This is a genomic window from Oscillibacter sp. 1-3 (assembly GCF_000403435.2).
Classification (GTDB): domain Bacteria; phylum Bacillota; class Clostridia; order Oscillospirales; family Oscillospiraceae; genus Oscillibacter.
In genome coordinates, this window is record NZ_KE159712.1 from 45,505 (window position 1) to 71,528 (window position 26,024).

The 26,024-nt window shown below is 59.8% G+C and carries 26 protein-coding genes, 1 tRNA gene and 1 pseudogene; 20 read left to right on the forward strand and 8 right to left on the reverse strand.

The annotated features are described in order from the left end of the window. The first annotated feature begins 6 nt into the window (after positions 1–6). Positions 7–432 (forward strand): CD1247 N-terminal domain-containing protein, encoded by a 426-nt coding sequence (locus tag C816_RS20485; RefSeq protein WP_016324325.1) that lies wholly within the window; start codon positions 7–9, stop codon positions 430–432. Positions 433–499: 67 nt separating this feature from the next. On the opposite strand, the gene C816_RS20490 is transcribed toward C816_RS20485, so the two are convergent. Then, entirely contained in the window at positions 500–1,333 is an 834-nt protein-coding gene (locus C816_RS20490) for a BadF/BadG/BcrA/BcrD ATPase family protein (RefSeq protein WP_040656433.1), read from the reverse strand. Positions 1,334–1,563: 230 nt separating this feature from the next. Here C816_RS20490 and C816_RS20495 point away from each other — a divergent pair, with 230 nt between their 5' ends. The 5 genes from C816_RS20495 to C816_RS20515 all read left to right on the forward strand — a co-directional run bounded on the left by C816_RS20495 (position 1,564) and on the right by C816_RS20515 (position 8,262). Then, positions 1,564–3,012, forward strand: coding sequence for a nicotinate phosphoribosyltransferase (locus tag C816_RS20495; protein WP_040656435.1), 1,449 nt, complete (start codon positions 1,564–1,566; stop codon positions 3,010–3,012). A 149-nt stretch (positions 3,013–3,161) separates the two neighbouring features. Further along, positions 3,162–4,727 carry a cardiolipin synthase gene (gene cls / locus C816_RS20500; protein WP_016324328.1) on the forward strand — a complete coding sequence of 522 codons (1,566 nt, stop codon included), beginning with the start codon at positions 3,162–3,164 and terminating at the stop codon, positions 4,725–4,727. A gap of 108 nt (positions 4,728–4,835) precedes the next feature. Further along, positions 4,836–5,714 carry a tRNA 2-thiocytidine(32) synthetase TtcA gene (locus C816_RS20505; protein WP_016324329.1) on the forward strand — a complete coding sequence of 293 codons (879 nt, stop codon included), beginning with the start codon at positions 4,836–4,838 and terminating at the stop codon, positions 5,712–5,714. 5 nt (positions 5,715–5,719) lie between these two features. Next, complete coding sequence (locus C816_RS24055) at positions 5,720–8,092, forward strand: SEL1-like repeat protein (protein WP_016324330.1); 2,373 nt, start codon at positions 5,720–5,722, stop codon at positions 8,090–8,092. Positions 8,093–8,188: 96 nt separating this feature from the next. Then, a tRNA-Gln gene (locus C816_RS20515) sits at positions 8,189–8,262 on the forward strand. 451 nt (positions 8,263–8,713) lie between these two features. On the opposite strand, the gene C816_RS24405 is transcribed toward C816_RS20515, so the two are convergent. The 4 genes from C816_RS24405 to C816_RS20530 are packed head-to-tail and all read right to left on the reverse strand — an operon-like array spanning position 8,714 to position 10,110. Further along, complete coding sequence (locus tag C816_RS24405) at positions 8,714–8,956, reverse strand: hypothetical protein (protein WP_016324331.1); 243 nt, start codon at positions 8,954–8,956, stop codon at positions 8,714–8,716. Further along, on the reverse strand, positions 8,925–9,200 hold the full coding sequence (locus C816_RS25775; RefSeq protein ID WP_016324332.1) for a DUF3795 domain-containing protein: 276 nt from the start codon (positions 9,198–9,200) through the stop codon (positions 8,925–8,927). The genes C816_RS24405 and C816_RS25775 overlap by 32 nt, the downstream gene beginning before the upstream one ends. Then, positions 9,197–9,622, reverse strand: a complete 426-nt coding sequence (locus tag C816_RS20525; RefSeq protein WP_016324333.1) for a PaaI family thioesterase — start codon at positions 9,620–9,622, stop codon at positions 9,197–9,199. Before C816_RS20525 ends, C816_RS25775 begins: the two co-directional genes overlap by 4 nt. Continuing rightward, positions 9,619–10,110, reverse strand: a complete 492-nt coding sequence (locus C816_RS20530; RefSeq protein ID WP_016324334.1) for a YbaK/EbsC family protein — start codon at positions 10,108–10,110, stop codon at positions 9,619–9,621. The genes C816_RS20525 and C816_RS20530 overlap by 4 nt, the downstream gene beginning before the upstream one ends. Before the next feature lie 97 nt (positions 10,111–10,207). On the opposite strand from C816_RS20530, the pseudogene C816_RS25780 reads away from it, so the two are divergent. The 4 genes and pseudogenes from C816_RS25780 to C816_RS20545 form a co-directional block, all read left to right on the forward strand. Further along, positions 10,208–10,324: pseudogene (locus C816_RS25780) on the forward strand (LysR family transcriptional regulator); the annotation flags it as partial. Between the two features lie 322 nt (positions 10,325–10,646). Beyond that, positions 10,647–10,988, forward strand: a complete 342-nt coding sequence (locus C816_RS25785) for a LysR family transcriptional regulator substrate-binding protein (protein ID WP_371254436.1) — start codon at positions 10,647–10,649, stop codon at positions 10,986–10,988. A 57-nt stretch (positions 10,989–11,045) separates the two neighbouring features. Then, positions 11,046–11,249 (forward strand): type 2 periplasmic-binding domain-containing protein, encoded by a 204-nt coding sequence (locus tag C816_RS20540; protein WP_207636966.1) that lies wholly within the window; start codon positions 11,046–11,048, stop codon positions 11,247–11,249. A gap of 390 nt (positions 11,250–11,639) precedes the next feature. Next, positions 11,640–12,644: a trigger factor gene (locus tag C816_RS20545; protein WP_016324337.1), complete on the forward strand. Its 1,005-nt coding sequence runs from the start codon at positions 11,640–11,642 to the stop codon at positions 12,642–12,644. A 2-nt stretch (positions 12,645–12,646) separates the two neighbouring features. Here the strand turns inward: C816_RS20545 and C816_RS20550 are convergent, their stop codons facing one another. The 3 genes from C816_RS20550 to C816_RS23270 form a co-directional block, all read right to left on the reverse strand. Further along, positions 12,647–13,366, reverse strand: coding sequence for a Crp/Fnr family transcriptional regulator (locus C816_RS20550; protein ID WP_016324338.1), 720 nt, complete (start codon positions 13,364–13,366; stop codon positions 12,647–12,649). A 121-nt stretch (positions 13,367–13,487) separates the two neighbouring features. After that, positions 13,488–14,252 carry a hypothetical protein gene (locus tag C816_RS20555; RefSeq protein ID WP_016324339.1) on the reverse strand — a complete coding sequence of 255 codons (765 nt, stop codon included), beginning with the start codon at positions 14,250–14,252 and terminating at the stop codon, positions 13,488–13,490. A gap of 48 nt (positions 14,253–14,300) precedes the next feature. Next, positions 14,301–14,594 (reverse strand): (2Fe-2S)-binding protein, encoded by a 294-nt coding sequence (locus C816_RS23270; protein ID WP_016324340.1) that lies wholly within the window; start codon positions 14,592–14,594, stop codon positions 14,301–14,303. Positions 14,595–14,812: 218 nt separating this feature from the next. On the opposite strand from C816_RS23270, the gene C816_RS20560 reads away from it, so the two are divergent. The 10 genes from C816_RS20560 (at position 14,813) to C816_RS20605 (ending at position 25,974) form a co-directional block, all read left to right on the forward strand. Continuing rightward, positions 14,813–15,694 (forward strand): FAD binding domain-containing protein, encoded by an 882-nt coding sequence (locus C816_RS20560; RefSeq protein WP_016324341.1) that lies wholly within the window; start codon positions 14,813–14,815, stop codon positions 15,692–15,694. After that, positions 15,691–16,176, forward strand: coding sequence for a (2Fe-2S)-binding protein (locus C816_RS20565; protein ID WP_016324342.1), 486 nt, complete (start codon positions 15,691–15,693; stop codon positions 16,174–16,176). The genes C816_RS20560 and C816_RS20565 overlap by 4 nt, the downstream gene beginning before the upstream one ends. Continuing rightward, entirely contained in the window at positions 16,173–18,569 is a 2,397-nt protein-coding gene (locus C816_RS20570; RefSeq protein WP_016324343.1) for a xanthine dehydrogenase family protein molybdopterin-binding subunit, read from the forward strand. Before C816_RS20565 ends, C816_RS20570 begins: the two co-directional genes overlap by 4 nt. A gap of 115 nt (positions 18,570–18,684) precedes the next feature. After that, complete coding sequence (locus C816_RS20575) at positions 18,685–20,007, forward strand: MFS transporter (RefSeq protein ID WP_016324344.1); 1,323 nt, start codon at positions 18,685–18,687, stop codon at positions 20,005–20,007. Positions 20,008–20,119: 112 nt separating this feature from the next. Continuing rightward, on the forward strand, positions 20,120–21,391 hold the full coding sequence (locus C816_RS20580; RefSeq protein WP_081646448.1) for an MFS transporter: 1,272 nt from the start codon (positions 20,120–20,122) through the stop codon (positions 21,389–21,391). Between the two features lie 63 nt (positions 21,392–21,454). Further along, a complete protein-coding gene (locus tag C816_RS20585; RefSeq protein WP_016324346.1) occupies positions 21,455–22,822 on the forward strand; it encodes a lactonase family protein in 1,368 nt (455 codons plus the stop codon). A gap of 20 nt (positions 22,823–22,842) precedes the next feature. After that, positions 22,843–23,832 (forward strand): NTP transferase domain-containing protein, encoded by a 990-nt coding sequence (locus C816_RS20590; RefSeq protein WP_016324347.1) that lies wholly within the window; start codon positions 22,843–22,845, stop codon positions 23,830–23,832. Further along, positions 23,801–24,430, forward strand: a complete 630-nt coding sequence (locus C816_RS20595) for a histidine phosphatase family protein (RefSeq protein WP_016324348.1) — start codon at positions 23,801–23,803, stop codon at positions 24,428–24,430. Before C816_RS20590 ends, C816_RS20595 begins: the two co-directional genes overlap by 32 nt. After that, complete coding sequence (locus tag C816_RS20600; RefSeq protein WP_016324349.1) at positions 24,411–24,944, forward strand: HD domain-containing protein; 534 nt, start codon at positions 24,411–24,413, stop codon at positions 24,942–24,944. The genes C816_RS20595 and C816_RS20600 overlap by 20 nt, the downstream gene beginning before the upstream one ends. Continuing rightward, positions 24,928–25,974, forward strand: coding sequence for an XdhC family protein (locus C816_RS20605; RefSeq protein ID WP_016324350.1), 1,047 nt, complete (start codon positions 24,928–24,930; stop codon positions 25,972–25,974). The genes C816_RS20600 and C816_RS20605 overlap by 17 nt, the downstream gene beginning before the upstream one ends. The last annotated feature ends 50 nt before the right edge of the window (positions 25,975–26,024 follow it).

The following is a 26,024-nucleotide window of genomic DNA, read 5'->3' on the forward strand; positions in this document are numbered from 1 at the left end:
GCTGTTATGGAAATCACTGAGAAAGTCGCTTACCTGAAGGGACTGGCCGAGGGCATGGAGCTGGATACTGACAAGAAGGTCGGCAAGCTGCTGGCCGCCATCATCGACACCCTGGACGACATCGCTCTGGAGCTGGAGGACATCAAGGACGAGCAGGCGGAGCTGGCTGACGGGCTGGACGCCGTCAGCGACGACCTGGAGGACGTGGAAAACGTGGTCTTCGACGAGTGGGACGACGAAGAGGACGACAGCGACTACTACTATGACGACCTGGACGAGGACGAGGAGTGCTACGCCACCACCTGCCCCACCTGTGAGGAGACCATCTACTTTGACGAGTCCGTTCTGGAGGACGGCGAGGTTCTCTGCCCCAACTGCGGCGAGCGGCTGGAGTTCGATCTGGAGGACGAGGACAAGGAAGACGAGGAGTAAGCTCTCCGCAAAACGCATCAAACCGCCCGGCGCTTACTGCGCCGGGCGGTTCTCATTTTCTGCCGCCTCAGTGCTGCTGCCGCAGGCTGCAAAGCCCCGCACCGATGGCGGTGGCAAAGGTGGCGTTCTCCGGGATGATATAGCGGAAGCCGTACAGCTTCTCAAACAGCTGGAAGTTGAGCTTCACCTGGGAGAGGGTGGTCATGGAGCCGGTGAGGATCACCGTATCCGCCCCGCAGGCCTGGCAGGCCAGCACCGTCATAGTGCCGATGGCCTGGAGCACCAGGTTCACCACGCCGGCGGCCAGGTCGGCGGGGGCCGCGTCCTCCGCCAGGTTGCCGAAATTGGCGGCGGTCATGTCCGGGTCCAGGGTAGCCGCCGCGTTTTTGGAGATGTCCCGAATGGTCAGATCCACATGGCCCAGGTCCCCCTGCTCCGCCAGACGCTTGATCTGGCCGAACCGTTCCATGTCCACCAGCTTGCGGCAAAGGCCCCCCAAAGTGCCGCCGCCGATACCGCTGCCGCACAGATGGCGGACCGTGCCGTCCCGCTCCGCCCAGAGGAAGGCGGTGCCGGTGCCCATGGTCACCACCACGCCCCGCTCCTGCTCCGACAGGGAAAGCGCCCCCGCGCAGCTGGCGGAGAACTCGTCCACCCGGCAGGTGGGCAGGCCGTAGATGTCCCCCTCTACATAGGAGGTGCCCACACCGGTGAGAACCACCCGCTCCACATCAGTGAGGGCCAGGCTGTTGGTGGTCAGGTAGTTACCAAGTGCGCCGAACAGGCTGGTCACCTGATCCTCCGCCCGAACCCGCAGCATGGAGATCATGCCGCCGTCCGGCCGCAGCCCCACGATCTTTGTAGTGGAACCGCCGATGTCGATCCCCAGAATTACGCCCATGTCCATCGTCCCCTTCCCTGCCGGCGGGCAGGCCGTCCGCCGTGTCTATCTGGAATATTCCCATCATAAAAGAGCGGGACCTGGTTGTCAATGTGAATTTGACAAAAAAAGAAAAAGCGATTGCTTTTCCCGCCCGGGGGTCTTATAATACATCTAACTTTGACCGGCGGCAAGCGTCCGCCGGAAAGCAGCGGCCGCAGCAGGGAAAGCCGCTGTGTGTGGAGGCATTTATGAAAACGGAAGAGAAACTGAACATGACCATGCTCTGCGACTTCTATGAGCTGACCATGAGCAACGGCTATTTCCAGGCGGGCTTTCAGGACCGGATCACCTATTTTGACGTCTTTTTCCGGGATGTTCCGGACAAGGGCGGCTTCGCCGTATGCGCGGGACTGGAGCAGCTGATCGACTATATCGAAAACCTGCGCTTTGAGGAGGCGGACATCCGCTATCTTCGGGGCCGGGGACTGTTCTCTGATGAATTTCTGGAGTTTTTACGCCGCTTCCGCTTCACCGGGGACATCTGGGCCGTACCGGAGGGAACACCCATCTTCCCCGGGGAGCCCATCCTCACGGTCCGCGCCCCCGCCATACAGGCCCAGCTGATCGAGACCTTTGTCCTGCTGACGCTGAACCACCAGAGCCTCATCGCCACCAAGGCCAACCGCATCGTCCGGGCGGCCCAGGGGCGCACTGTGCTGGAGTTCGGCTCCCGCCGGGCCCAGGGAGCCGACGCCGCCATCATCGGCGCCCGGGCGGCCTATATCGGCGGCTGCAAGGGCACGGCCTGCACCCTCTCGGACCAGCTGTACGGCGTCCCCGCCGGCGGCACCATGGCCCACTCCTGGGTCCAGATGTTCGACAGCCAGTACGAGGCCTTCAAGACCTATTGCGAGATTTACCCCACCAATGCCACGCTCCTGGTGGACACCTACAACGTGCTGAAATCCGGCGTGCCGGACGCCATCCGGGCCTTCAACGAGGTTCTGCGGCCCAGGGGAATCACCAAGTGCGGCATCCGGCTGGACTCCGGCGACATCGCCTACCTCACCCGTGAGGCCCGGAAGATGCTGGACGACGCCGGCTGGAGGTCGTGCCAGATCTCCGCCTCCAACTCCCTGGACGAGCACCTCATTCAGGATATGATCCGCCAGGGCGCGGAGATCGACCTCTTCGGCGTGGGCGAGCGGATGATTACCGCCCGCAGCGAGCCGGTGTTCGGCGGGGTGTACAAGCTGGCCGCCGTGGAGGACGGCCAGGGGAACATCATTCCCAAGATCAAGGTCAGCGAAAACGTGGGCAAGATCACCAACCCCCATTTCAAAAAGGTCTACCGCATCTATGACAACGCCACCGGCAAGGCGGAGGCGGACTACATCACCGTCTGGGACGAGACGGTGGACGAAACCCGGCCCCTGGAGCTGTTTGACCCCCAGGCCACTTGGAAGCGCAAGACCTATACCAATTTCACCGCCAGACCCCTGCTGTGCCCGGTGTTCCAGGGCGGAGCCCTGGTCTATGACCGTCCCACCCTGCCGGAGATTCAGAAATATTGTTTGGCGCAGGTGGATACCCTCTGGGACGAGGTCAAGCGCTTTGAAAACCCCCACACCTACTATGTGGATCTGAGCCAGAAGCTCTGGGACATCAAGCAAAGCCTCCTGCGGGAGAAGCGCTGAGCAAGCTGATTCCCCCACGGCTCCGCCTTCGGCGGAGCCGTGGCTTTTCCAGGATTGTTCACAGAAAAACGGTTGCGCGCCCGCCTGTTTTTTTGTATAATAAGAAGCTGGCATGAAAACCTGAGAGAGATAGAGAGGAGGCGGAGACCATGCACAAAAATCTGCCCAGGACCACCGAGCGGACGGAGCGGCGCATCTCCGCCGCCACCAGCATCGGCATGTGCGCCCTGACGGTGATCGCCCAGATCGCCACCACCCTGTTTCTGACCCATTTCCTGCAGGAGAAGGCCACCTATGTCTACTCCGTTTTGGAGCTGGCCGGCGTCATCGTGGCCATCCGGGTCTACCAGCGCCCCGGCAGTCCCACCTACAAGCTGGCCTGGATGTGCCTTCTGCTGGCCCTGCCGGTATCCGGCATGCTCCTCTTCTGCCTGTGGGGCGGCACCCATCAGGCCAAGAGCCTGAGCCTGCGCAGCATCCCTCTCATCCCCCTGCGGGAGGGCCAGCGCCTTGCCAGCGAGAAAAATCTGGCCCAGCTGCGCCGCCAGTCCCCGGCCTGGGGGCGGCTGGCCGCCTATCTCCAAAAGCGTGGCTTCATCCTCTACCGGGACACGGACGCCCAGTATTTCGGAGACGGCGCCGCCTTCTTCGAGGACCTCATCGCCCACCTGAGCCGGGCGGAGACGTATATCTTCCTGGAGTACTACATTCTGGCGGAGGGCCAGCTGTGGGACCGGATCTTCTCCGTTCTGCGGGAACGGGCCGCCGCCGGCGTGGAGGTCTATATCATCTTCGACGACTTCGGCAACCTGACCCGCCTGTCCGACGAGACATTGCAGGCCATCCAGAACGCCGGAATCGAGGTGGAGGTGTTCAACCCCGTCCACCGCTATGTCAGCCGCATCTACTTCAACTACCGGGACCACCGAAAGATCGCCGTGGTGGACGGGCACTACGCCTGGACCGGCGGCATCAACCTGGCGGACGAGTACGCAGGTCTGGTCATCCGCTTCGGCCACTGGAAAGACAGCGGCGTGCGGATCGAGGGCGCGGGAGCCTGGGGCTTTGCCGCCCAGTTCATCCAGATGTGGCAGATGATGGGCCGCACCCTGCCCAACGAGGAGGATTACTACCGCTCCCGCCACCAGATGCCCCAGTCCTCCGGCTTCTGCCAGCCCTTTACAGACGGCCCTCTCAATAACCCGGACAACCCCATTGAGGAGACCTATCTCCAGCTGATCTCCTCCGCTCAGCGGATGCTGTATATCACCACCCCCTATTACGCCGTGGAGGAATCCATGCAGAAGGCCCTGTGCATCGCCGCCGATGCGGGGGTGGATGTGCGCCTGCTGATCCCCGGTATTCCGGACCACCACAAATTCACCTATATGGTGGCGGAAACCTACTGGGGAGAACTGCTGAACCACGGCGTAAAGATCTACAAATACACCCCCGGCTTCCTCCATGCCAAAAGCGTCTTGGCAGACCGGGAGACAATGCTGATCGGCAGCACCAATATGGACTACCGCACCTTTCAGCTGCACTATGAATGCGGCGTGCTTTTGTATCATATGCCGGTGGTGGAGCAGCTGATGGAGGATCTGGACCGCATCATGGCGGAGAGCACCCTTTATACCATAGAGGACTGGAATAACCGGGATCTCTTCCGGAAAATATTCTCCTCCCTCTTCCGGCTGGGAGCGATATGGCTGTGAGCCTTCAAATTGAATTCAATTTCCCGCCGGGAGCGGAGAGAGCAGGCGCTTTGCCCCCGGACCTCTTATTTCCTTTTTTGATCTCTTTCCAATCAGGAGAAAACCGCCATGTCCCGTGAACTTACCCCCCGGGAGACTGCCGAGCGCAGTCTCATCAAGACCTACCGAAAGTCCCTCTGGAATCCCTTTATCGCCGCGGTGAAGCGGTATGAGCTGGTCTCCCCCGGGGACCATATCGCCGTGTGCATCTCCGGCGGCAAGGACTCCATGGCGCTGGCAAAGCTCATGCAGGAGCTGCAAAGACACACGGACCAGCCCTTCTCCCTCACTTTTCTGGCCATGGACCCGGGGTACAACCCCGCCAACCGGCAGCTGCTGGAGGCCAACGCCGAGGCTCTGGGCGTTCCCCTCACCGTATTTGACAGCGACATCTTTAACGTAACTACCCAGGTGGAGAAAAATCCCTGCTACCTGTGCGCCAGGATGCGCCGGGGCTGCCTGTATGCCCAGGCCCAAAAGCTGGGCTGCAACAAGATCGCCCTGGGGCACCACTTCTCCGACGTCATCGAGACCACTCTTCTGGGCCTGTTCTACGGCGCCCAGCTCCAGGCCATGCCCCCCAAGCTCCACAGCAAAAACTTCCCCGGCATGGAGCTGATCCGGCCCCTGTACTGCGTCCACGAGGACGCCGTCACAGCCTGGAAAAATTACAACCAGCTGCGGTTTCTCCAGTGCGCCTGCCGCTTTACGGAGGCCCGCGACGCCTCTGGCGACGGCATCGGCGAAAGCAAGCGCCAGGAGATCAAGCTGCTGCTGCGGCAGCTGAAGCGGGAGAATCCCAACATTGAAAAAAGTATCTTCCGCGCCATCCACGGCGTTCAGCTGGACACCTTCCCCGGCTTCAAGTACCGCGGAAGCGCCTATTCCCTTTTGGATGTCTATAATTCAGGCGCCGCCCTTCCCCAAAACGGCGCCGGACAGGAGTGATATATATGGATTACTATCGCTGCGAAAATCCGGACTGCGGCTTTGTGGCCGAACGCGAGGAGCCGGATGTCTGTCCCCGCTGCGGCGGCACGTTCTTTGTCGCCCTGAACGAGGAGGAGATGACCGCCGGAGACTGGGTCTCCATGGGCAACCGGGCTGTGGACGAAAAGCGGGAGACCGACGCCCTGGCCTGCTATCAGCGGGCGGCGGCCCTGGGAGATCCTCTGGGCCTGACCAACCTGGGCTGGTGCCTGGAGGCAGGCATTGGCGTGGAGGCGGACCCCAAGCAGGCGGTACTGCTGTACGCCCAGGCCGCCTCCCAGGAGTACATGCCCGCCCTGACCAATCTGGGATACTGCTATACATACGGCATCGGCGTGGAGACCGACGAGGCCAAGGCCCTGGAGTGCTTCCAGAAGGGCGCGGAGCAGGGCTTTCCCCGGGCCCAGTTCCTGCTGGGTGAGGCCTATCGCCGGGGCGCCGGCACGGAGGCGGATGACGCCGAGGCCGCTAAGTGGTACCAGTCCGCCGCGTGGCTGGGATACCCGGCTGCGCAGACGGAGCTGGGCCGCTGCTTTGAGTTCGGCAGCGGCGTGGAGGAGGATCTGGAGCAGGCGGTGAAATGGTACCGGGCCGCCGCCGAGCAGGGCAGCGCCCCCGGCCAGTGCTGCCTGGGCTTCTGCTACGAATCCGGCCGGGGCGTGGAGCAGAGCTGGGATGAGGCGGTGAAATGGTACCGCACCGCCGCGGACCGCGGTTATCCCCGGGCCCAGTGCAACCTGGCCTGGTGCTACGAAAACGGCAAGGGAGTGGAGCGGGACTTCACCGAGGCCGCCCACCTCTACCGCGCCGCCGCGGAACAGGGCTATCCCCGGGGGCTGGTATGCCTGGGCTTCTGCTACGAGCGGGGCCAGGGCGTTCCCGCCAACAAGACAGAGGCGGCCGCCTGGTACCGCAAGGCCGCCGAGGATGGCGATGAGGACGGCGCCTGCTGCCTGGGGTACCTCTACGAGACCGGCGAGGGTGTGGAACAGAGCTGGACCGAGGCGGTAAGCTGGTACCGCAAGGCGGCGGACCTGGGCCTGCCCCGGGGCCAGTGCAATCTGGCCTGGTGCTATGAGCACGGCGAGGGCGTGGAGAAGTCCCAGGCAGAAGCTTTCCGCTGGTATATGGCCGCCGCGGAGCAGGGCTATCCCCGGGGCCTCTTCAACGTGGCCCGGGACTACGACTACGGCCTGAGCCAGCCCCAGGACCAGGCGGAGGCCTGCCGCTGGTATCAGAAGGCCGCCGACGCCGGCTACGCCCCCGCCATGTGCGATCTGGGTGTGTGCTATGAGCGGGGCGAGGGCGTGGAACAGAGCTGGGAGAAGGCGGCGGAGCTGTACCGCAAGGCCGCCGACATGGGCAATCCCCCCGGCCAGTGCAACCTGGGCTATCTCTACGAGGTGGGCCGGGGCGTGGAGCAGAGCTGGACCGAGGCTGTCCGCTGGTACAAGGCCTCTGCAGAGCAGGGCTTCCCCCGGGCCATGTGCAATCTGGCCTGGTGCTATGAAAACGGCAAGGGCGTAAACGAGAATCTGACCAGGGCCCTCAATTGGTACCGCAAGGCGGCGGAGCGGGGCGACCCCCGGGGCATGTTCTGCATGGGCTACTTCTACAAGCGGGGACAGGGCGTGGAACAGGACCTGCAGACCGCTGTGACATGGTACAAAAGGGCCGTGGAGGCCGGCTCCCCCCAGGCCATGTGCAACCTGGGCGTATGCTACGAAAACGGCGACGGTGTGGAGAAAAACCCCGCAGAGGCCGCCCGGCTGTACCGTATGGCCGCGGACAAGGGCGACGCCGCCGCCCAGTGCAACCTGGGCTTCCTGTACGAGGAGGGCCGGGGCGTGGAGCAGGACTGGACCCAGGCGGCGGCCTGGTACAAAAGGGCCGCCGTCTCCGAGTATCCCAGGGCCATGTGCAGTCTCGGCGTATGCTGTGAGTTCGGCCACGGCGTGGAGAAGGACGTCAAAGCCGCCGCGGCGTGGTATCACAAGGCGGCGGAGCGGGGCGACCGGACAGCCGCCTGCAATCTGGGGTACCTCTACGAGACCGGCGTGGGCGTGGAGCAGAGCTGGACCGAGGCCGTCCGCTGGTACAAGACCGCCGTGGACCAGGAGAGCCCCCGGGCCCAGCACAATCTGGCCTGGTGCTATGAAAACGGCAAGGGCGTGGAGCAGGACCTGGCGAAGGCCCTGGAACTGTACCGGGCCGCCGCGGATCAGGGATTCCAGGAGGCCGTGGAGGCCCTGGAACGCCTCAAGGACGCAAAGCCTGAGAAGAGGGAAAAGGGCGGCTTTTTGAAGGGATTTTTTGGCGGCGGCAAGGGAAAATAAATTTCGCAAAAAATTGTCTCAGAAAGTTGAAAAAAACTCTTGACAAAATATCACTTTTCTGTATAATAATATCTGTTCGCTGAGGTGAACAGATACAGCGGGTTTGTGTAAAGGTAGCACAGCAGACTCTGACTCTGTATGTGAGGGTTCGAATCCTTCACCCGCTGCCAGCTCAGAAATTCCCATCGCCGCTCCGTTTCCGACTTCGCCGAAAACTGCGCTGTGATGGGAATTTCTTCGCTTTTCACCGCGACTCGCTCCGCTGGACTCGCGGTGGAGGGGGACGGGAATGCATGTCTTGTCTAAGACCGTTGAAGCCAGTGCAATGCAATGGTTTCAACGGTCTCATTTTTTTAATATTACAAAAATATAGTAAATTTAGGTATCTGCCGGCATACTGGAATTTTCACTATTCCAGTGTTTGAAACTTAGAAGCTGTACCAATGGGCGGCCATGCGCAGATTGGCGAGAAAATTTTTCCGTCAAACTGCGTGCCGCCGCCTATTGGCGCACAGCTTCTTAGAACGCCTCTTCCCTCTTCATCCTGTCATGCAGTACCTTATCCTCTGGGGCGTGTCCTGCCCGGACAGTCTATATTCCATCAGCATACGCCGGCCCCATTCATTCTCCTTGCGGGGCAGGCCCCTCTTGGACAAACGGCGTCTGCCGCCTTTGGTCAGTCTGAATTTTGAAGCTGACCGAGGCGTAATTTACACCGCTGCTGCGGGCAATGGGGCCCAGGAGTATGCCGTAATTGACCCGTATGCCGCTGCTGACGCTATAGATCAAGGAGGCGGCCAGGGTCATCAGGACGACGGAGCTCCTTTTTCCATCAGTACCTTGGAGAGTCTTTGACATCGTCATAATATGCCTCCGGGCCAATTTCCGCAATTCTCTGGTTGATCGCAACGTGACGCTGACAGAGATTTTCATCCAATCCAGTATGACCGCAGGGGAACTCCGGGCAGTCGCAGCAGAAATCCACCCGCTTTTCTTGGGCGCAGGATCGAACTTTGCAGTTTTTATTAAATTTGCATTTTTCCACCCGGCACCCTCCGCAGTGCAGTCCGCAGGGGGCCAGCCGTTCTTTTACATTCGGCGCGCTCATACCGGCTCTTCTTTCTTTGCGGCCGGAATCATCGTGGCCAGCATTTTGGCAGCGGGTTTCCCGCTGTCCGCGTCCGTAACCTCCGCCTCAGTGATGACTGGGGAGCTTCCTGCCTTGACGACGGAACCGGCGGCAATGATTTTTCTCCCAGTGACTGGCCGCAGAAGATTGATCTTGAATTCCACAGTCAAGACCTCCTGCCTCTCCGGAATCACCGTCAGCGCGGTGTAGCCGCAGGTGACGTCCGCGATGCTTGTAACTACGCCGCCGTGAAGAAAGCCCTGCTGCTGAGTGAGATCTTCTCGGCGCCGGCAGGAGATTACCACCCTTCCCAGCTCCACAGATTCCAGTTCCGCCCCCAAAAGCGCCAGAAAATTCTGGCGGTCGAAGCTGGATCGGATTCGTTCGTACAGCGCTTTCATGCCGGCATCCCCTCGTTGGCAAACCAGCCCTTGCACACGTCCACCCACCCGGCGGCACGGGCGTGCTCCTCCAGCTCCGCCATCGTCAGGCGGATGGTGGCCATGTCCGTTCCGGCGGCCGTGTGAATCACGGAAAACCGCTTGAGGGAAGCGTCCAGATAGATCTCCACGCCCTTCCGCACCGCGAAGGGGCAGACGCCCCCAGGGGCGTGGCCGGTCAGCTCCTCCACCTGGTCCCAGGGGATCATCACAGGCTTTTGATGAAAGCGGGTTTTGAACTTGGAGCTGTTTACTTTAGCGTCCCCGGCCATGACCACCATCACCGGCCTGCCGTCCACCAGGAAAGACATGGCCTTTGCAATCTCGGCCGGGGCACAGCCGATGACCTGGGCGGCGTGCTCCACTGTGTCGCCGGTCTGCTCCCTCTCCGTGATGCGGCCGGAGAGCCCGGCCTCCTCAAAGTAGGCTTTTACGGATTCATAAGACATTTTTTCGTCCTCCTCTTGCGTTCCAGATGGATGTAGTGTACACTATCGCAAGAGATAAGTAAAACGGAAAAGTCTTATAATATCATTAGAAAAGGTGATGGTTTTTGTGAACCGTTATCTCGCTCTGCAAAAAATCGTGGAGCTGGGCAGCTTCACCCGGGCCGCGGAGGCCCTGGGTTATACCCAGTCCGCCATGAGCCAGATGATCGCGTCGCTGGAAGAGGAGCTGTCCATTAAGCTGCTGATCCGCTCCCGCACCGGGGCCCAGCTGACGCTGGAGTGGGCGGAGCTGTACCCCTATGTAGAGCGGCTGGTGTATCAGTATTGGACGGCGCAGGAAAAGGCCGGCGAGATCAAGGGCCTGGAGACCGACGTGGTCCGCATGGGGACTCTGGCCAGCATCTCCGCCCACTGGCTGCCAGATCTGCTGCGGGACTTTCAATTCCGTTATCCTGCTGTGGAGTTTATGATTCACCAGGGGGACTATACATCCCATTCAGGAGTGGATCAAAACCGGGACAGTGGACTTCGGCTTCGTGAATCCCAGAGCCGTCTCCGGTTTGGAAACCCTGGTTTTGAAGGAGGGCGCTATGCTGGCGGTGCTGCCGGCGGAACACCCTCTGTCGGAGCTGGAGACTGTGCCTCTGAAGCTGCAGGCGAAAGAGCCGTTCATTCTGCTGGAGGAGGGCCATTATTACGAGCCCCTGAAGGCCTTTCGGTCGCTGGGCGTAACGCCTAACGTCAAATACACCATCCACGACGACTACGCCATCATGACCATGGTGGAGGTGGGGCTTGGCCTTGTTTGCAAAATGTCGGAATGCCCAACGGCGAGAGATATTTTCGCCAATCAATGCAAATTTTTGCAGGCAGGCTGACGCCCGGCAAGAAAATTTATCGCAGAGTGCCGGATAAAGATCCACCGTTTGGGCGTTTTGACTTTTTTCAAACAGGGCCTAGGCGTCAGCATCCTGGCGGAGCTGATCCTGCACCGGACAAACTACCGCCTGGCTCTGAGGCCCACGGTTCCGGCGGTGAGCAGAACCATCGCCGCAGGGTATCGGGACAGGAACAGTCTGCCCATTGCCAGCAAGTATTTCATTGACAGTTTGGTAAAACGCGCAGAGGAACTGCCGTAATCTGCCGCAGCGTTTCCATGGCTGAAACACAAAACCCGCGCGGCCCGGCCTGTCAAGCTGATTTCCGGCATTTCGGATTCACGCAGCGCCAATGACCGCTTAAAAATGCCAAAATCTCCGCTTTTCCGCCGCTCCGCGTCGATTTTCTTGCGCATACAAGATATACAGGAAACTGGCAGTACCAATTCAAAACCTCCGGCTAAGCCGGAGGTTTTGACTGACTGGCGAAAAATCTCCCGCCGTTTCGTATTTCGCCATTGATCGAGCACGGCCAGGCAGCGAAATAGAAAGTATGTCATTTGATACTACCAATGCGGAATCTTATCGGGTATACTACGTTAAAATGGATTTGTTAATCACAGCCGATGTAAAAGAGAGGTGTACAATTTCATGAAAGTATACGATACGCGGAAAGAAAAGGGAACCCTGACCGCTCTGATTCTGGTTGAAGCCAAGGAAATACGCCGGGACGGAGATCCCGGCGAGGCGCTGGAAGCGGCGGTCCGCGGCGCAATCCAGAGTTTCGCGGACACATATGACCTAAAACTCATGTTTACCAGGGTGCTGTCCGCAGACGAGCAGGAGGACGGCACGGTTATGGTCAGCTTTGAGGCCGCCATCGCGCCGGAGATTTCCCTTGGAGATTACCGCGGCATCACGGCGTCCGCTTCATCCGACGAGGAATTCGAGGAAAAGGTCCTTCTGCAGGCCGCAGAGGATCTGGAGGTTGAAATTCCCGCGCTTTTCGTTGAGCGGGAGTGGGAATCTCTGGAGATGCAGAAAAAATCCGACATGCTCCAGAGCACCGCCCTGAATATGCTGGCTGATCTCCACGCCATTCTGCGTTCCGGCATCCGCGAGCTGACCCCGGACTACGACGAGGAGGACGTCTGGGCCAGAGCCATCCAGACGACACACGACATCTTCCGCGGAAAAGAGATGATCATGACCATGGAAGAGCTGGTAACGGTTGTCGGTAAGGTCCTGGTGGACTACGGCGACATTGACGAGGCATTCTGCATCCAGCTGGAACGGATTGTGGACCAACGCATGAATGAGCGGCAGAAACTGACGGCGGAGGCCCTTGCCGGCGAGGTATTCACAGCCTATCTCCACAGCGCAAAGCAGACGGAAGAGGATTGGCGAGAGGCGAATTACTCCGAGGCAGTGGAGTCGGCAAAACGGAATCTTCTGCTGGACGCGGTCGCAGACGCGGAAAACATCCCTGTCAGCGAGGACGAAGTGACTGCGGGCGTCCAGGAGCTGGCCGAAAATTTTAGAATACCCGCGGAGGCCGTCCGGGCGGAGATCGGCAGCGAGGCCATCCGGTTCCATCTCCGTCGGGAAAAGGCCCGGAAGTTCATCGTCTCCAGCGCCGTACGCATCGAGGCCTGAGATCAGTCAAGGGGCATCCCGATGTAATACATATGGGAGCGCAACTTGTCCTCATCACGAATACAGATAAAGCCATTGATGTTTTCAATGAGGCTCAGGTCCTTTAATTCCTTGATGGTTCTCGCTACGGTAATACGGCTGACCTTGAGCATACCGGCCATCAGCTGCTGGCTGATCCGCTCTTTAATCAAAATCTTGCCGTCGTATTCCACACCGGACCGTCTGGCATAGGTCAGCAGCATATTGCAAATCTTCCACTCCACGCTGTATGTCTCCGCCTCCCGCATCCGCCGGGAGGTCTGCAAAAGGGCCCGTTCCGCGTCGATGAGCATCAGGTTGGTAAACCGCAGGTCGGACTGCAGAAATCCCTGAATGACCCGCCGGGGAACACGGACCAGCCGCGAGGGCGCGGTTGTTACAAAGGAGAGGTCCGGGACCGTGTCCAGCACAGTTGTCAAATGAAAGAGCAGCGAACCGCTGCGGAAGAAATTGTAGATCTGTTCATCGCCAAAGGCGGAAATATGAAACGCTTTCACTAAACCGTTCTTTAAGATATAGCAGTCCGGCAGCCTGCTGTCCCCGAGAGAGTAAAGGACATAGTCCTTTGGAACATCCATCACCTCTCCATAGGGCTCCAACGCGGCGATCAGGCTCAGGTGCGGCGCTTCATAGTCATCCGGCGGAATATTTCGCTGTACGCTTTCATAGGCATTGGGTTCCATGCGTCTCTTCCTCCCTGTTCGTATACCGGCTGTGATGATTATAACATACTCATTCGACTGATTTCAACAAACTGGAAAGAAGTTATGCTGAAAAAGGAGGGCTGTGTCAGCCCTCCTTCCTTTATATAATTCTAAGCGCAATACGGAACCCGGTAAATGCGTAGCAGGCATAGGGCCTGAAATAGCAGCGGGCAGTTTTAGGGAAAGAACACCCGGAACCGCACCCGCTCAAATAGGGCTCGTCAATCTGCTCCTGCGTCCACTCGTCCACATTGCTGAGCACGTCATAAAAGCCGTTTCGCTCCCTGCTGTGGCTCTCACAGGCATGGGGCATCTTTCGCCCGGCCGTTCTGGACTCCCGGACCGCCGCCGCCTCCCGGATCTCGCGGGGCGTAAGAGTCTCCGTCTGCACCAGCCAGGCCAGCATAGTATCCATCTCTGCGGCATAGGGCAGATGCGCGCTCACATCCGGTCCGCCTTCAAAGCGTCGGGCCGTCTTTACCGCGGAGCGGAGGCTCATGGTAACAGGGACTCGCCTCGCCACGCTGCAAGGCTCCCCGTCGTCGTCCAGAGAGACCGGATAGCGGCTCATGTAGAAGCCTCCGTATTTTTCGATGCTCTCCATCTGCCCGGCCAGCTCCTCCGGCACCTTCAGCGAAGGCTCGCCGCTGTACTTGAGCTCCTTCCGCGTGCCGAACTGCCTGTCGTAATGCACGCCGTCCTGGGTTCCGTCCGCCCGAAGGGCGCCGACGGGAATCCAGACGAACTCGCTCTCGCTCTCAAACTCGTTTTTGATATAGCGAATCACAAAACCGCTGTCCCACTCGCCCCGAATATGCTTATACCCGGCAGGAACATGGGGATGCTGGTACGTCTCCTGCGTCATAATGAATTCTCCCTTCGTTAATCCGGTCTCCCAAGCGCCGGCGTGCCGTTATTTCCCGATTTTCAGCCAGTGAATGACAGACTCCATATAATCAACGCACTTCCTGCAGGCGAATTGACTGGAGGTCCGTTCAGCCACCTCCTCCGCAGAGGCCGCGCCATGTTCCACCGCATCGCGCAGCTTGGAAAACGTGATGTCACAGCAGCGGCAGATCACGGTGTCCTCCCGCAGCTCCTCAAAGGGAACACGGTGACTGGCACGATGCCCATGGTGGTCATGCTGCTCATGGTGGTGGTCATGGTGGTCATGCTCGTGACGGCGGCAACGCTCCGAATATTCCATAGAAAAATCTCCCTTCTACTTATGGTTCAAACTATTTCTACCGCAGAAAACATCCCGCGGCAAGCCTCACAAGAAATGATGTAGCAAGTGATACAGATATTTCAAATGCTATTCATTATCATCTGCCTGTTTTTTGATATTTGTAATTTCTATACAATTTAGGTACCGTAGCAAATCCCTTGTAATTGGTGAATAGAGAACATAAAGGAGGAAATCAAGTGGTATTACCTGAATTTGAGTACTTGGTACCCACTACCATCGAGGAAGCCAGCAATCTGCTTGTGGAGCTGGGCAGCGGCGCCAGAGTGATGGCCGGAGGCACCGATACCATCCCCCCCATGAAAGACGGCGCCCTGAAAGCCGATTACGTCCTCAGTCTGACCCGCATCCCCGGTCTGGACTATCTGGAGTATGACGAAAAAGAGGGACTGAAGATCGGATGCCTGACCAAGCTGTTCGACATCCAGACCTCTCCGCTGGTCCACGAGAAGAATCCGGCAGTCTCTCAGGCGGCCAAGTACGTCGCCTCCACCCAGGTCCGCAACCGGGGCACTATGGTGGGCAACATCTGCAACGCCTCCCCTTCCTGCGACACCGCTCCCATCCTGATCGCCTGCGACGCGACGATCAAAATACACGGCCCCGAGAAGCCCCGGGAGGTCAAGGCCGTCGACTTTTTCAAGGGCGTTAAGCGCACCTGCCTGGAGCGTGGCGAGATCGTGACCGGCATCGTAATCCCTCCCCTGGCTGAAAACGAGCACTCCGCGTACATCAAGCACTCCGTCCGCCGGGCCCTGGACCTGGCCATCGTAGGCGTGGCCGCCTGGGTACAGATGGACGGCAGCGTCTGCAAGGACTGCCGCATCGCCCTGGGCGCCGTGGCCACCACCCCCATCCGTGCTTATGAGGCGGAAAAGGTCCTCATCGGCAAGGCGCTCACCGACGAGCTGTTGAACGAGGCCAGCATCATCGCCATGCGCAACTGCCACCCCATTTCCGATGTCCGCGCGTCTGCGGAATACCGCAGGGACATGATCCGCGTCTTTGTAAAGCGCAGCATCAAAAAAGCGTTGGAAGGCTATGAGGAGGGTTCGATATGAAACGCATTGTAACATTTACGCTCAACGGAGAGCCGAAGGAGGTCATCACCGAGGACAACACCACACTGCTGGACCTGCTGCGGGACAGCCTGGGCCTGACCGGCACCAAGAAGGGCTGCGAGGAGGGCGAGTGCGGCGCCTGCACCGTGATGATCAACGACCGGCCTGTAAACAGCTGCATCACGCTGGTGCGCGATGTGGAGGGCTGCAGTGTGGTGACCATTGAGGGGCTGGAGAAAAACGGCGTCCTGACCCCGCTGCAGCAGCAGTTCATCGACAACTGGGCATTCCAGTGCGGATACTGTACCCCCGGCATGATTATGTCCGCCACCGCTCTGCTGAACCGGAATCCCCATCCCACCGAGCGGGAGATCCGGGAGGCCATTGAGGGCAACCTCTGCCGCTGCACTGGCTACGCCAAGATCATCGACGCCATTCAGGCCGCGGCGGCAGCTACAAATTGGGAGGCTGAGAGTAAATGAACAGATACGCCGATAAGAACTACTTCCGGAAACCGGAGGACTACCGCCTTGTCAGCAACAAGGAGAGCAAGTACGTCCACATTGAGGCCTACGAGAAGGTAACTGGCCGCGCAAAGTACGCCGGCGACTACCACGCCCCCAACATGCTCTACGGCAAGGCGAAATACAGTGCCCATGCCCACGCCAAGATCCTCTCCATCGACACCAGCAAGGCGGAGGCTCTGCCCGGCGTGAAGTGCATCCTGACCGGCAAGGACTTCGGCGATGTCCGCCAGGGCGGACACGGCAAGGGCGCCGGCTTTGACCGCGGCGTCAGCGACGGCGACGAGGAGGTTTTGTGCAAGGAGGAGGTCTGCTACTACGGCGATCTGGTGGCGGCGGTCTGCGCCACCAGCGAGGCCATCGCCAAGAAGGCCGTGGACCTGATCGAGGTGGAGTACGAGCCGCTGCCCGCCCATTACAATCCCTTGGATGCCATTAAGGACGGCGCCGCTCTCGTTCGCTCCGACCTGCAGAGCAACATCGGCAACAGCAGCTTCACCAAGGGCACCGTCAAGGGCAAGGACTTCGACGAGGAGTTCGCCTCCGCCGACTATGTGGAGGTGGGCGACTACACCGCCCACAAGACGGTCCACGCCTGCATCGAGCCCCACGCCTGCTATGCCACCTATGACTCCATCAAGGACCAGTACACCATCATCCCCAGCACCACCAGCTCCTGGAACAACCAGTATTGGCTGTCTCAGGTCTTTGAGATGGACGAGTCCCACTTCCATGTGATCCGCCCCTTTGTCGGCGGCGGCTTCGGCGGCAAGTCCAACTGCGCCCCCCACTACTTTTGCGCCTGCAAGATGGCCCAGCGGACCGGCCACCCCGTCCGCTTCGTGCTGACCCGTGAGGAGGAGTTCTTCACCATGCACGGCCGCCATCCCTTTGTGATGCACATCGAAACCGCCTTCAAAAAGGACGGCGAGATTCTCGCCAAGAAAGCCCGCTACTATCTGGACGGCGGCGCTTACGGCAAGGGCATGGTCGCCCCCGTGAAGCTGAGCGCCCTGTGGTCCGCCTTCCCCTACAAGATCGACTGCATCGACTTTGAGACGCGGCGCGTCTACACCAACAAGGCCATCAACGGCGCCATGCGCGGCTATACCGCCTGCCAGGTTCAGTTCGCCAACGAGGTTGCCATGAACCGCACCGCGGAGGCCCTGGGCATCGATCCCCTGGACCTGCGCCGCAAGAACGCTTTGGAGCCCGACTACAAGTCCCCTGCCGGCCTGGTGGTCACCAGCTGCGCCATGAAGGAGACTCTGGACGATGCCCAGGCCTACATGCATTGGCCCGAGAGCAAGAACAGCCTGAAGCCCGGCGAGGGCATCGGCTTCTCCAGTGTCGCCTTTGTCTCCGGTACGGCCTCCCCCATCCTGGAGACGCCCCAGCAGATCCAGACCAACGCCACCGTCCGTGTGGACTTCCACGGTGTCGTCTCCGTCTACTCCAACCTGCATGACAACGGCCAGGGCGCCGATACGCTCAGCGTCATGATCGTCGCCGAGGAGCTGGGCCTGGACATGAACGATGTCAAGCTGGTCCAGACCAGCACGTTCAACGCCGGCTACGACTCCGGTGCCTACGGCAGCCGCGTCACCTTCTTGGGCGGCAACGCCGTCCGCCGCGCGGCGGTGGAAACGAAGAAAAAGCTTCTGGAGGTCATCGCCGCCAAGTGGAGCGCCGATCCCGCCACGCTGGATCTGATCGACCACAAGGTGGTCTGCCGCGATATGGGCAAGGAGGATCTGGAGATGCCCTGGAGAGAGGCTGTGTTTACATACATGGCGGCCAAGGGCGGCGACGAGCTGATCGGCGTCGGCTCCTACTATCACCGGACCAATTCCGCCCAGTACCACGGCAAGCCCTCCAACTACGCCCCCTCCTATGTCTTCTCCACCAGCGCGTGCCATCTGGACGTGGACATGGAGACCGGCAACATCGACATCCACGACTTCTTCTTCGCTCACGACTGCGGCCAGGCCCTGAACCCCAAGGCCGTGGAAGGTCAGCTGGAGGGCTCCATCTACTCCGGCATCGGCTACTCCATCTTTGAAGAGATCAAGGAGCGGGACGGCAAGATCATCAATCCCACCTTCCGCGATTACCGGATGCCCACCGCGCTGGATATGCCGCCCATTCATACAAAGTACGACTATCCCCCCGATCCCGAGGGCCCCTTCGGAGCGAAGGAGTGCGGCGAGGGCACTGCCGCCCCCATCGGCGGCGCGGTGGCCAACGCCATCACCCAGGCCACCGGCCTGCGGATCAGCTCCCTGCCCCTGGACCCCGAGCGCATCTGGAAGATGCTGCGGGATCAGGGCAAGATCAAAATCTACGACTGAGCGCGCGCAAGGCGGAAACAAGCGAGGACCTGTTCCTCGCTTGTTTCAAATATAAATGATCTGCCCGTGATCTCACAAATCAAAAAAATCTATCTGTGTGGAGGGACTAATCAATATGTCTGAAAATTTAGCTTCCAACGCCGCCAGGCAGCAGTACCGGCCCGGCGTACAGGCGTGGCTCTGCGCCATCGGCGCGTGGCTGTTCCATCTGATGGGCTGCGTCTCCCTGAGCATGATGACCTCGATCCAGCGGGCTATGGCGGAGGAATTCGCCGCCGGCGACTCTTTCCGCTCCGCGCTGACCTCTGTGTTTGTTCTGGGCAACCTGATTCTTGCCCTGCCCATGGGCTCCTTCATCACCAAGCATGGCTACCGCAAGATCGGCTATGCCTCCTTCGTGTTCGGCATCATCGGCGGCCTGTTCGGCGCCTATGGCTGCAGCAGCGCAGCCGCGATGCTGCTCTGCCGCCTGATCCAGTCCGTCAGTTACACAATTCCCGTTTTGATCGGCAGCTGGATTATCACCTCCTGGTTCCCCGCTGACAAGCAGGGTCTCGCCATCGGCCTCTACGGAAGCGCACCCGCCTTGGGCTCCTTTATTCCCCTGCGGGTCTACAATATGATCAAGGGCATCAACCCAGACGCCACATGGCGCTCCCTGTTTGTCTTCTGCGCCGTTTTGAACGTGGTGGCCTTTGTGTTTTACCAGTTCTGGGTGAAGCCCGGTCCCCTGTTCTCCGAGGATGAACACAATGAAAAGGAGGCGGCCAAAGCCGCCGCCAAGGCCGCCGCTCCCAAGGCGCGGTTCAGCGACATTGTGAAGGTCCCCGAGATCTGGTGCTGCGTCATCATCATGTTCTTGTACTCCGTCACCATCAAGGGCTTTATGCCCTTCTCCAGCGAGATCTTCATGGATAACTGCGGCTGCGATGAGCTGACCGCCAACAATATCTCCAGCGTCTGGGCCGGCGTAAAGGTCTTCGCTCCCATTATCTTCGGCTTCCTGTGGGGAAAAACCCGCAAGTTCCAGGGCTGGTTCGCCTGTTTGTACGTGGCCATCTACTTTATGGGTCTCGCCGTGGCCTTCCAGCTCAACAGCGTCTCCTCCGCATGGCTGTTCTGCGCGTTTGTCGGCGCCACCGCAGGTGTTCCCGCGTTCTTGTACTGCATCCTGCCCATTTTTGCCGGCGGCAAGGACAAGCTGACGCTGACGCTGACCCTGTACTCCATCGGCGGCACCTACTTCGGCGGACTTCTGGGCCCCTATATGATTACGTTTGCAAAGCTGTTCGGAGACGGCGGCTTTGGTTCCGTGGCCGTATTCACCCTGATCTGCGGCGTTGTGGCCGTGATTGCGGCGGCCTACCTGGCAATCCGCATTCAGAGACGGATCAAAACCAATACCTGGCCTGCCGTCAGCGCCGGACGCCGCCATTGATCCCTCCCCTTCGGCAAAAACCCCCTTCGCGCCTCTCTCGCATACGGCAGGCTCTAATCCCACCCCTGACGGCAGCGCACGTCTCATCTGCCGCCGGCTCAGTCCGGCATGAATGAAGCGGGAAAGCAGGATGTATATGCACAATCACCGCCCCCTTTCCACCGTGCAAAAGCGCGCCATTTTCGCGGCCTGCGCCGCGGCTGTTGTGGCAATGGATAACTCGCTGGGCAATTCCATCTTTGCCTATATCGTGGAGGACTACCCGCAGGTGCCCCATTCCACCCTTTACCTCTTCCAATCAATCGGCCATGTGATCGGCATGATCGCCGCGTTTATTGTCGGACCTCTGACCATGCGGGTATCTCCCAAGAGGATGATTCAGTTTGCCATCACCGGCATGATCGGCGTGGGCATGGTCTACCTCCTCTTCGGCGGAAAATGTCCCTATTGGGTGATGATCGCCTGTGCGGCTGTCGACGGCATGGAATCCAGCATCATCAGCTGCCTGCCCGCCGCAGTGGTGGCTGTCCACACCAACAATATCCATCAGACAGTGAAATACTCCGGCTATGTCCACGCCTGTACGATGGGAGGCGGGTTCTTCTTCTCCCTGCTGGGGGGCTGTATCGGCTCTATCCACTGGCAATGGGCCTATTCTCTGTATCTCATCGCAGTGCCCATTCTGCTGGTCGTCATGCGCTTTATGCCTGACGATATGGGGCAGGTACGCCTCAAAAATCGGATGGACCAGAACTTTTTCAGGCACCTCCGGAAGATTCCGCCAATCGCCCTGCTGATTTTTCTGCAATACTTCCTGTTCTACGTCTGCGCCTTTACCTACAAAGCCGTCATATCCGAGTACATCATTCACATCTATTCCCTGGGCACCTCATTCCAGGCAGGCGTCGCCAACTCGGTTCTGACACTTGTAGGCGGGATTACAGGGATTTTCTTCGGCAGGGCCTCCCATGTGCTGCGGCGCTGGCTGGTGCCGGCGCTGACGCTGATGATGACCTTCGGGTACCTGTCCATGGCGGCCTTTACCTCCTCCATGCTGGGCTGCATGCTGGGTACGATGCTGCTGGGCGTTGCGAAGGGCGGCATGATGCCCGCCGTGGTGGGCGAGCTGTCCCTCCGTCTGCCGGAGGAGGTCGTTCCCCTCTGCGTCTCTGCACTGGTTGGATTCATGAATTTGGGAATGGCCTCCTCGACCTACATCATCGATCCCCTGGCCGCCGTTTTGGGCGCGGAGGACATTCCCCACAAAATCGCCGCGACGCTGATCGCAGGCCTGTTCATCACATTGACCGCCGCGGGCATTTTTGTGGCGGGCGGCCTGCGGTGCAAGGAGGAAAAAGATCCCAATCAGCCTCTGCGCCTGTAAACCGGCGCCTGCCCGAAAATCACGATCTCAAACAAGTCCCCATTTAATGAAGGAGGAAATGATATGTCCAAGACCTATATGTACGTCAGCAGCTGGAACGAATTCGTCGGCACTCCCGGTATCGGTCTGCTCGAATACAACCCCGAAAACGGAGACATGACCAAGATCGCTGATCTGGAGGAGACACTGACCTGCAACTGCACAGCGCTGGATAAAAAGAGAAACATCCTCTACATCACCAACGAAATCAAAGAGAATCCCGACTACGTGAAAGGCGGCGGCGGCCTGATTTACGCTTATAAGATCGATCCCGCCACCGGGTATCTGACCCAGATCTCCCGCGTCCCCGCCTGCTGCCCCTGCCCCGCCTATATCAGCCTTGACCCCACCGGCAGATACCTGGTCTGCGCCAATCACTCCAGCTTCTTCGCGGTGACGAAAGCCGTCCAGAAGGAGGACGGCACCTGGGGCATGGAGGTCGTATACGACGATGCGACGGTGGATCTGTTTGAGCTGAACGAGGACGGCACCATCGGCGCCCTGGTGGACGTCTCCAAGCACACCGGGCGGAAAGAGGCGTTCATCCTGCACTCTCATCCTCACTCCGCGATTTGGGACCCCAGCGGCAGGTTCTTCGCCTGCTGCGACAAGGGAGACGACCACATCTATATGTACCGCATTGACTACGCCGCCAAGAAGCTGGTCAAAATGTGCGAGCCCTATCACGATGCGGAGAACAGCTGCCCCCGCTACTGCGTATTCCATCCCGCCAAGCCCTTCTTCTTCGCCAATCACGAACGGGCCATCAACGTCAGCGCCTTCCGTTATGACGAGGGCGGCCACCTCACGCACATCAACACCGTCAACTCTATTCCGGAGGGCTTCCCCCTGCCTGAGATCAAGGGCTTCCTGCCCGGACAAAAGCCCGGACAGCAGGGCATGGCAATCTCCGCCGACGGCAAATACATCTACAATGTCATCAACGGCAACGGCGCCGACGCGGTTTCCGTATTCCAAGTGGACCAGGAGACCGGCGCCATCGCACAGATCCAGTTCCTCCGGGTGGAGGGCAAGTGGGCCCGGGGCTGTGCGCTGTCGCCCGACGGCAGATTCCTGATTGTCAGCTGCCTGACGAGGACGGCGCCGTGCTGTCCTTCCGGGTCCAGGACGATGGAACCCTGGCGCCCACAGGCTTCCGGGCCAGCGTTCCCGGCGGCTCCTACATCACTTTCTACGAGGCGGACTGAGCACCTGCGCAAAAAGCGGGACCGGCAAATCCGGTCCCGCTTCTTACACCAATGCATCATTCGATACAATAGCTCTACTGGTACTTGTTTTAAGCATGAAAATATCCCATTATATAGACATGATCCACCTACCTTTCCCCGAAGCACTCCATGTGCTTTTTTCAGACGTCCGTTATGTAATTGAGTAAATATCGAGGTGATACCATGAAATTCGCAGCGGTCATCGCGGCGGCGGGGCTCTCCTCCCGAATGCGTGAATTCAAACCCATGCTCTGCCTGGGAACAATGACGATTATCGAACGGGTAATACAAAACCTGCGGAGCGCAGGGACAGAGGAAATTGTGGTCGTAACGGGTTACAAATCGGAGCTGCTGGAAAAACACCTTGCCTCCCGCAGCGTTCGCCTCTGCAAAAATACGCACTACGCGGAGACCAAAATGCTGGACTCCATCTGCCTGGGACTGAAAACGCTGCGCACGTCCTACGATGCGGTCTTTATCACACCGGGCGATGTGCCGCTGGTACGCACAGATACGCTCCGGCAGATGGAGACAGCTGGAGCCGGCATTGTCCGGCCGGTGTGCGGCGGACAGCCGGGACACCCGGTGCTGATTGCCCGGGAATACATTCCGCAGATCCTGAAATACCGAGGCAGCAAGGGGCTGCGGGGCGCCATGGCGGCTCTGCCGCAGCCTGTCACGGACATCGAGGTAGATGATTCCGGCATCACCATGGACGCGGATACGCCGCAGGACTTTCGGGCGCTGCGCCGGCAGGAGATGTCCATCCACAACACAGGACAGCTCTGGCCGGACATCCATATCCATATCGCCAAAGGGGATACTGTTCTGACGCCGGAGACGGCCCAATATCTGGAGATGATCGGCCACACGGGTTCTATTCAAAATGCCTGCGCCTGTATGCACATGTCCTACTCCCGGGGCTGGACCCTCCTCAACAAAATGGAAAAAGAGCTGGGCTATCCGCTGGTGGGCCGGTACGCCGGCGGAAGCGGCGGCGGCGGAAGCACCCTGACCCCCCGGGGCCAGCAGCTGCTCACCGCCTATCAGGAGTACCGCGATATTCTCCACAGGGCGGCGGAGGAATTATTCCAAAAGGCGTTCACAGCGGATCTGAACGGACCAGATCAGGGAACCTGCCATGAAAACAGTCTATCTCATCCGTCACGGTGAAGTTGCATTTCCCGGCGGAGTCAAGAGGTGCATCAGCGGCACAGATCTGCCGCTGAGCCCTGCCGGAAGGGCCCAGGGCCTCGCCTTGCGGAAATACTTTGAAGACATTCCCCTCTCCGGCGTTTACCACAGCGGCCTGCTCCGGGCAAAGGAGACCGCCGCGCTGCTCTCCCCCAGGGCGGAGGAGGCCGCGGGACTGGAGGAGCTGGGCGTCGGCCTCTGGGAGGGCCGGACTTTTCAAGAGATCCGCACCGTCTTTCCGGAGCTGTATCAAAAACGGGGCGAGAACCCGGAGCGATACCAGATCCCAGGCGGCGAGCCGCTCCAGAAATGTCTGGACCGCGTATCCCGCGCTCTGCGGACACTGCTGGAGAGGACCGCGGGCGACTTTGCCGTCGTGGCCCACGCCGGGGCAAACCGGCTTCTCCTTTGCAGTATGCTGGAACTGCCGCTGCGGAATTTTCTGACAATCCCCCAGCCGTATGGGTGCGTCAATCTCATCCGCGCGGAAGCCGATAACTTTTCCGTCCGGGAAGTCGGCCTCCTGCCATCCCCCGCGGAGGCCATTGGAGGGTCTTATGACGCAGGAATTGATTGAAGAGCTCTACAAAAGGAGAAATACGCCCCTTCCCGTCCAGCGCCACTGTCTCGCCGTGGCGCGGCAGGCGGACCATCTGGCGTCTCTTCTGGAGGCGCGGGGAATCCCCCTGTGCCGCGAGAGACTGTGGGCCGCCGCCATGCTGCACGACGTCGCCCGAGCGGAGCGGCACCACGCAGCGGTTGGAGCCGCCTGGCTCTCGGAACTGGGCTATCCGGAAATCAGCGGGGCAATCGCGTGCCACCACTGGCTGAGCGAGACGCAGACACGCCAGATCTCTGAGGCAAGCGTTCTGTATCTGGCCGACAAATTGATCTCGGAGGACCGGGCGGTCTCTCTGGAGGCGCGCTTTTCCGGAAGCCTCCAAAAGTGTCTGAGCGAAGCCGGCCGGGAAATGCACCGGCGGCGCTACGCACAGGCCCGAGAGGTGGAACGGCTGATTATGGAAGCGATTGAAGGGGAACACCCCAGCCGATCAAAAAGGGAGAGAGTGCACTGTGAGACAAATTTTTGAACATTTAGACAGCAGACTGCGCAAGGCCAGGCCCGCTATGCTGGCGGCCGTCATGGAAGAGCACGGCTCCGCTCCCCGGGGCCGCGGCGCGATGATGCTGGTCGGCCGGGAAGGTCGGCTCGTTGGAACCATCGGCGGCGGCGCCGTGGAGAAGCGGTCTGTGGAACTGGCGCAGTCTCTGCTGCAGGAAGAGCGGTCTGCAACCCATGATTTCTTCCTTCATCAAAACCGGCGGGAGGACATCGGGATGATGTGCGGCGGGGATGTCTCCGTGCTGTTCCAGTACATCTCCCCTGCCGTACCGGAATGGCAGGCGCTCACCGCACAGCTGCTGACCCGGCGCGAATCTGCCGGCTGGCTTCTTCTTCCCCTGGAGGCCGGAACCCCGGTTCTTCTGGACGGCAGCGGAGGCTGTCTTGTCGGCAGCGCTCCGGAAGCTGTACAGGACCTGATGAAAAAAACATGTATCCGTACACAGAGCTGGTTTTCCATTCCGCTGATCCCCCAGACGCGGGCGGTGATCTTCGGAGCCGGTCACATTGCGGCGGAGCTGGCCCCTCTGCTGAAACAGGTGGATTTTCAGGTCACGGTTTTTGACGACCGCCCGGAGTACGCGGACAAGCTTCGCTTTCCCACGGCGGACGAGGTGATCTGCGGAAGCTATGAGGAGATCGGCGGGAAGCTGTGCCTGGACAAAGAGGATTACGCAGTGGTCATCACAGAGGGCCACCGCCATGATTTTGTGGTAGAGCGCCAGCTCCTGGCCCATCCGCCGGCCTACTTAGGCGTCATCGGCTCCAAGACGAAGACGGCCGCAGTCAATCAGCGGCTCCTGGACTGTGGGTTCAGCGAGGCCGATCTGGCGCAGGTTCACGCCCCAATCGGGACGAAGATCAAGGCGGTGACTCCGGCGGAGATTGCCGTCAGCATTGCCGGCGAGATGATTTTGGTTCGGGCCGAGCGCAGGGAATCCCAGAAAAGCGGCGGCTGTCCTATGTCCGGCTCCCAAAGCCGTGATCTCCTCCCTTGACTTTTCACTGAAAGCTGATATGATGAGAGCATCGTTAATCTTAAGCGAGT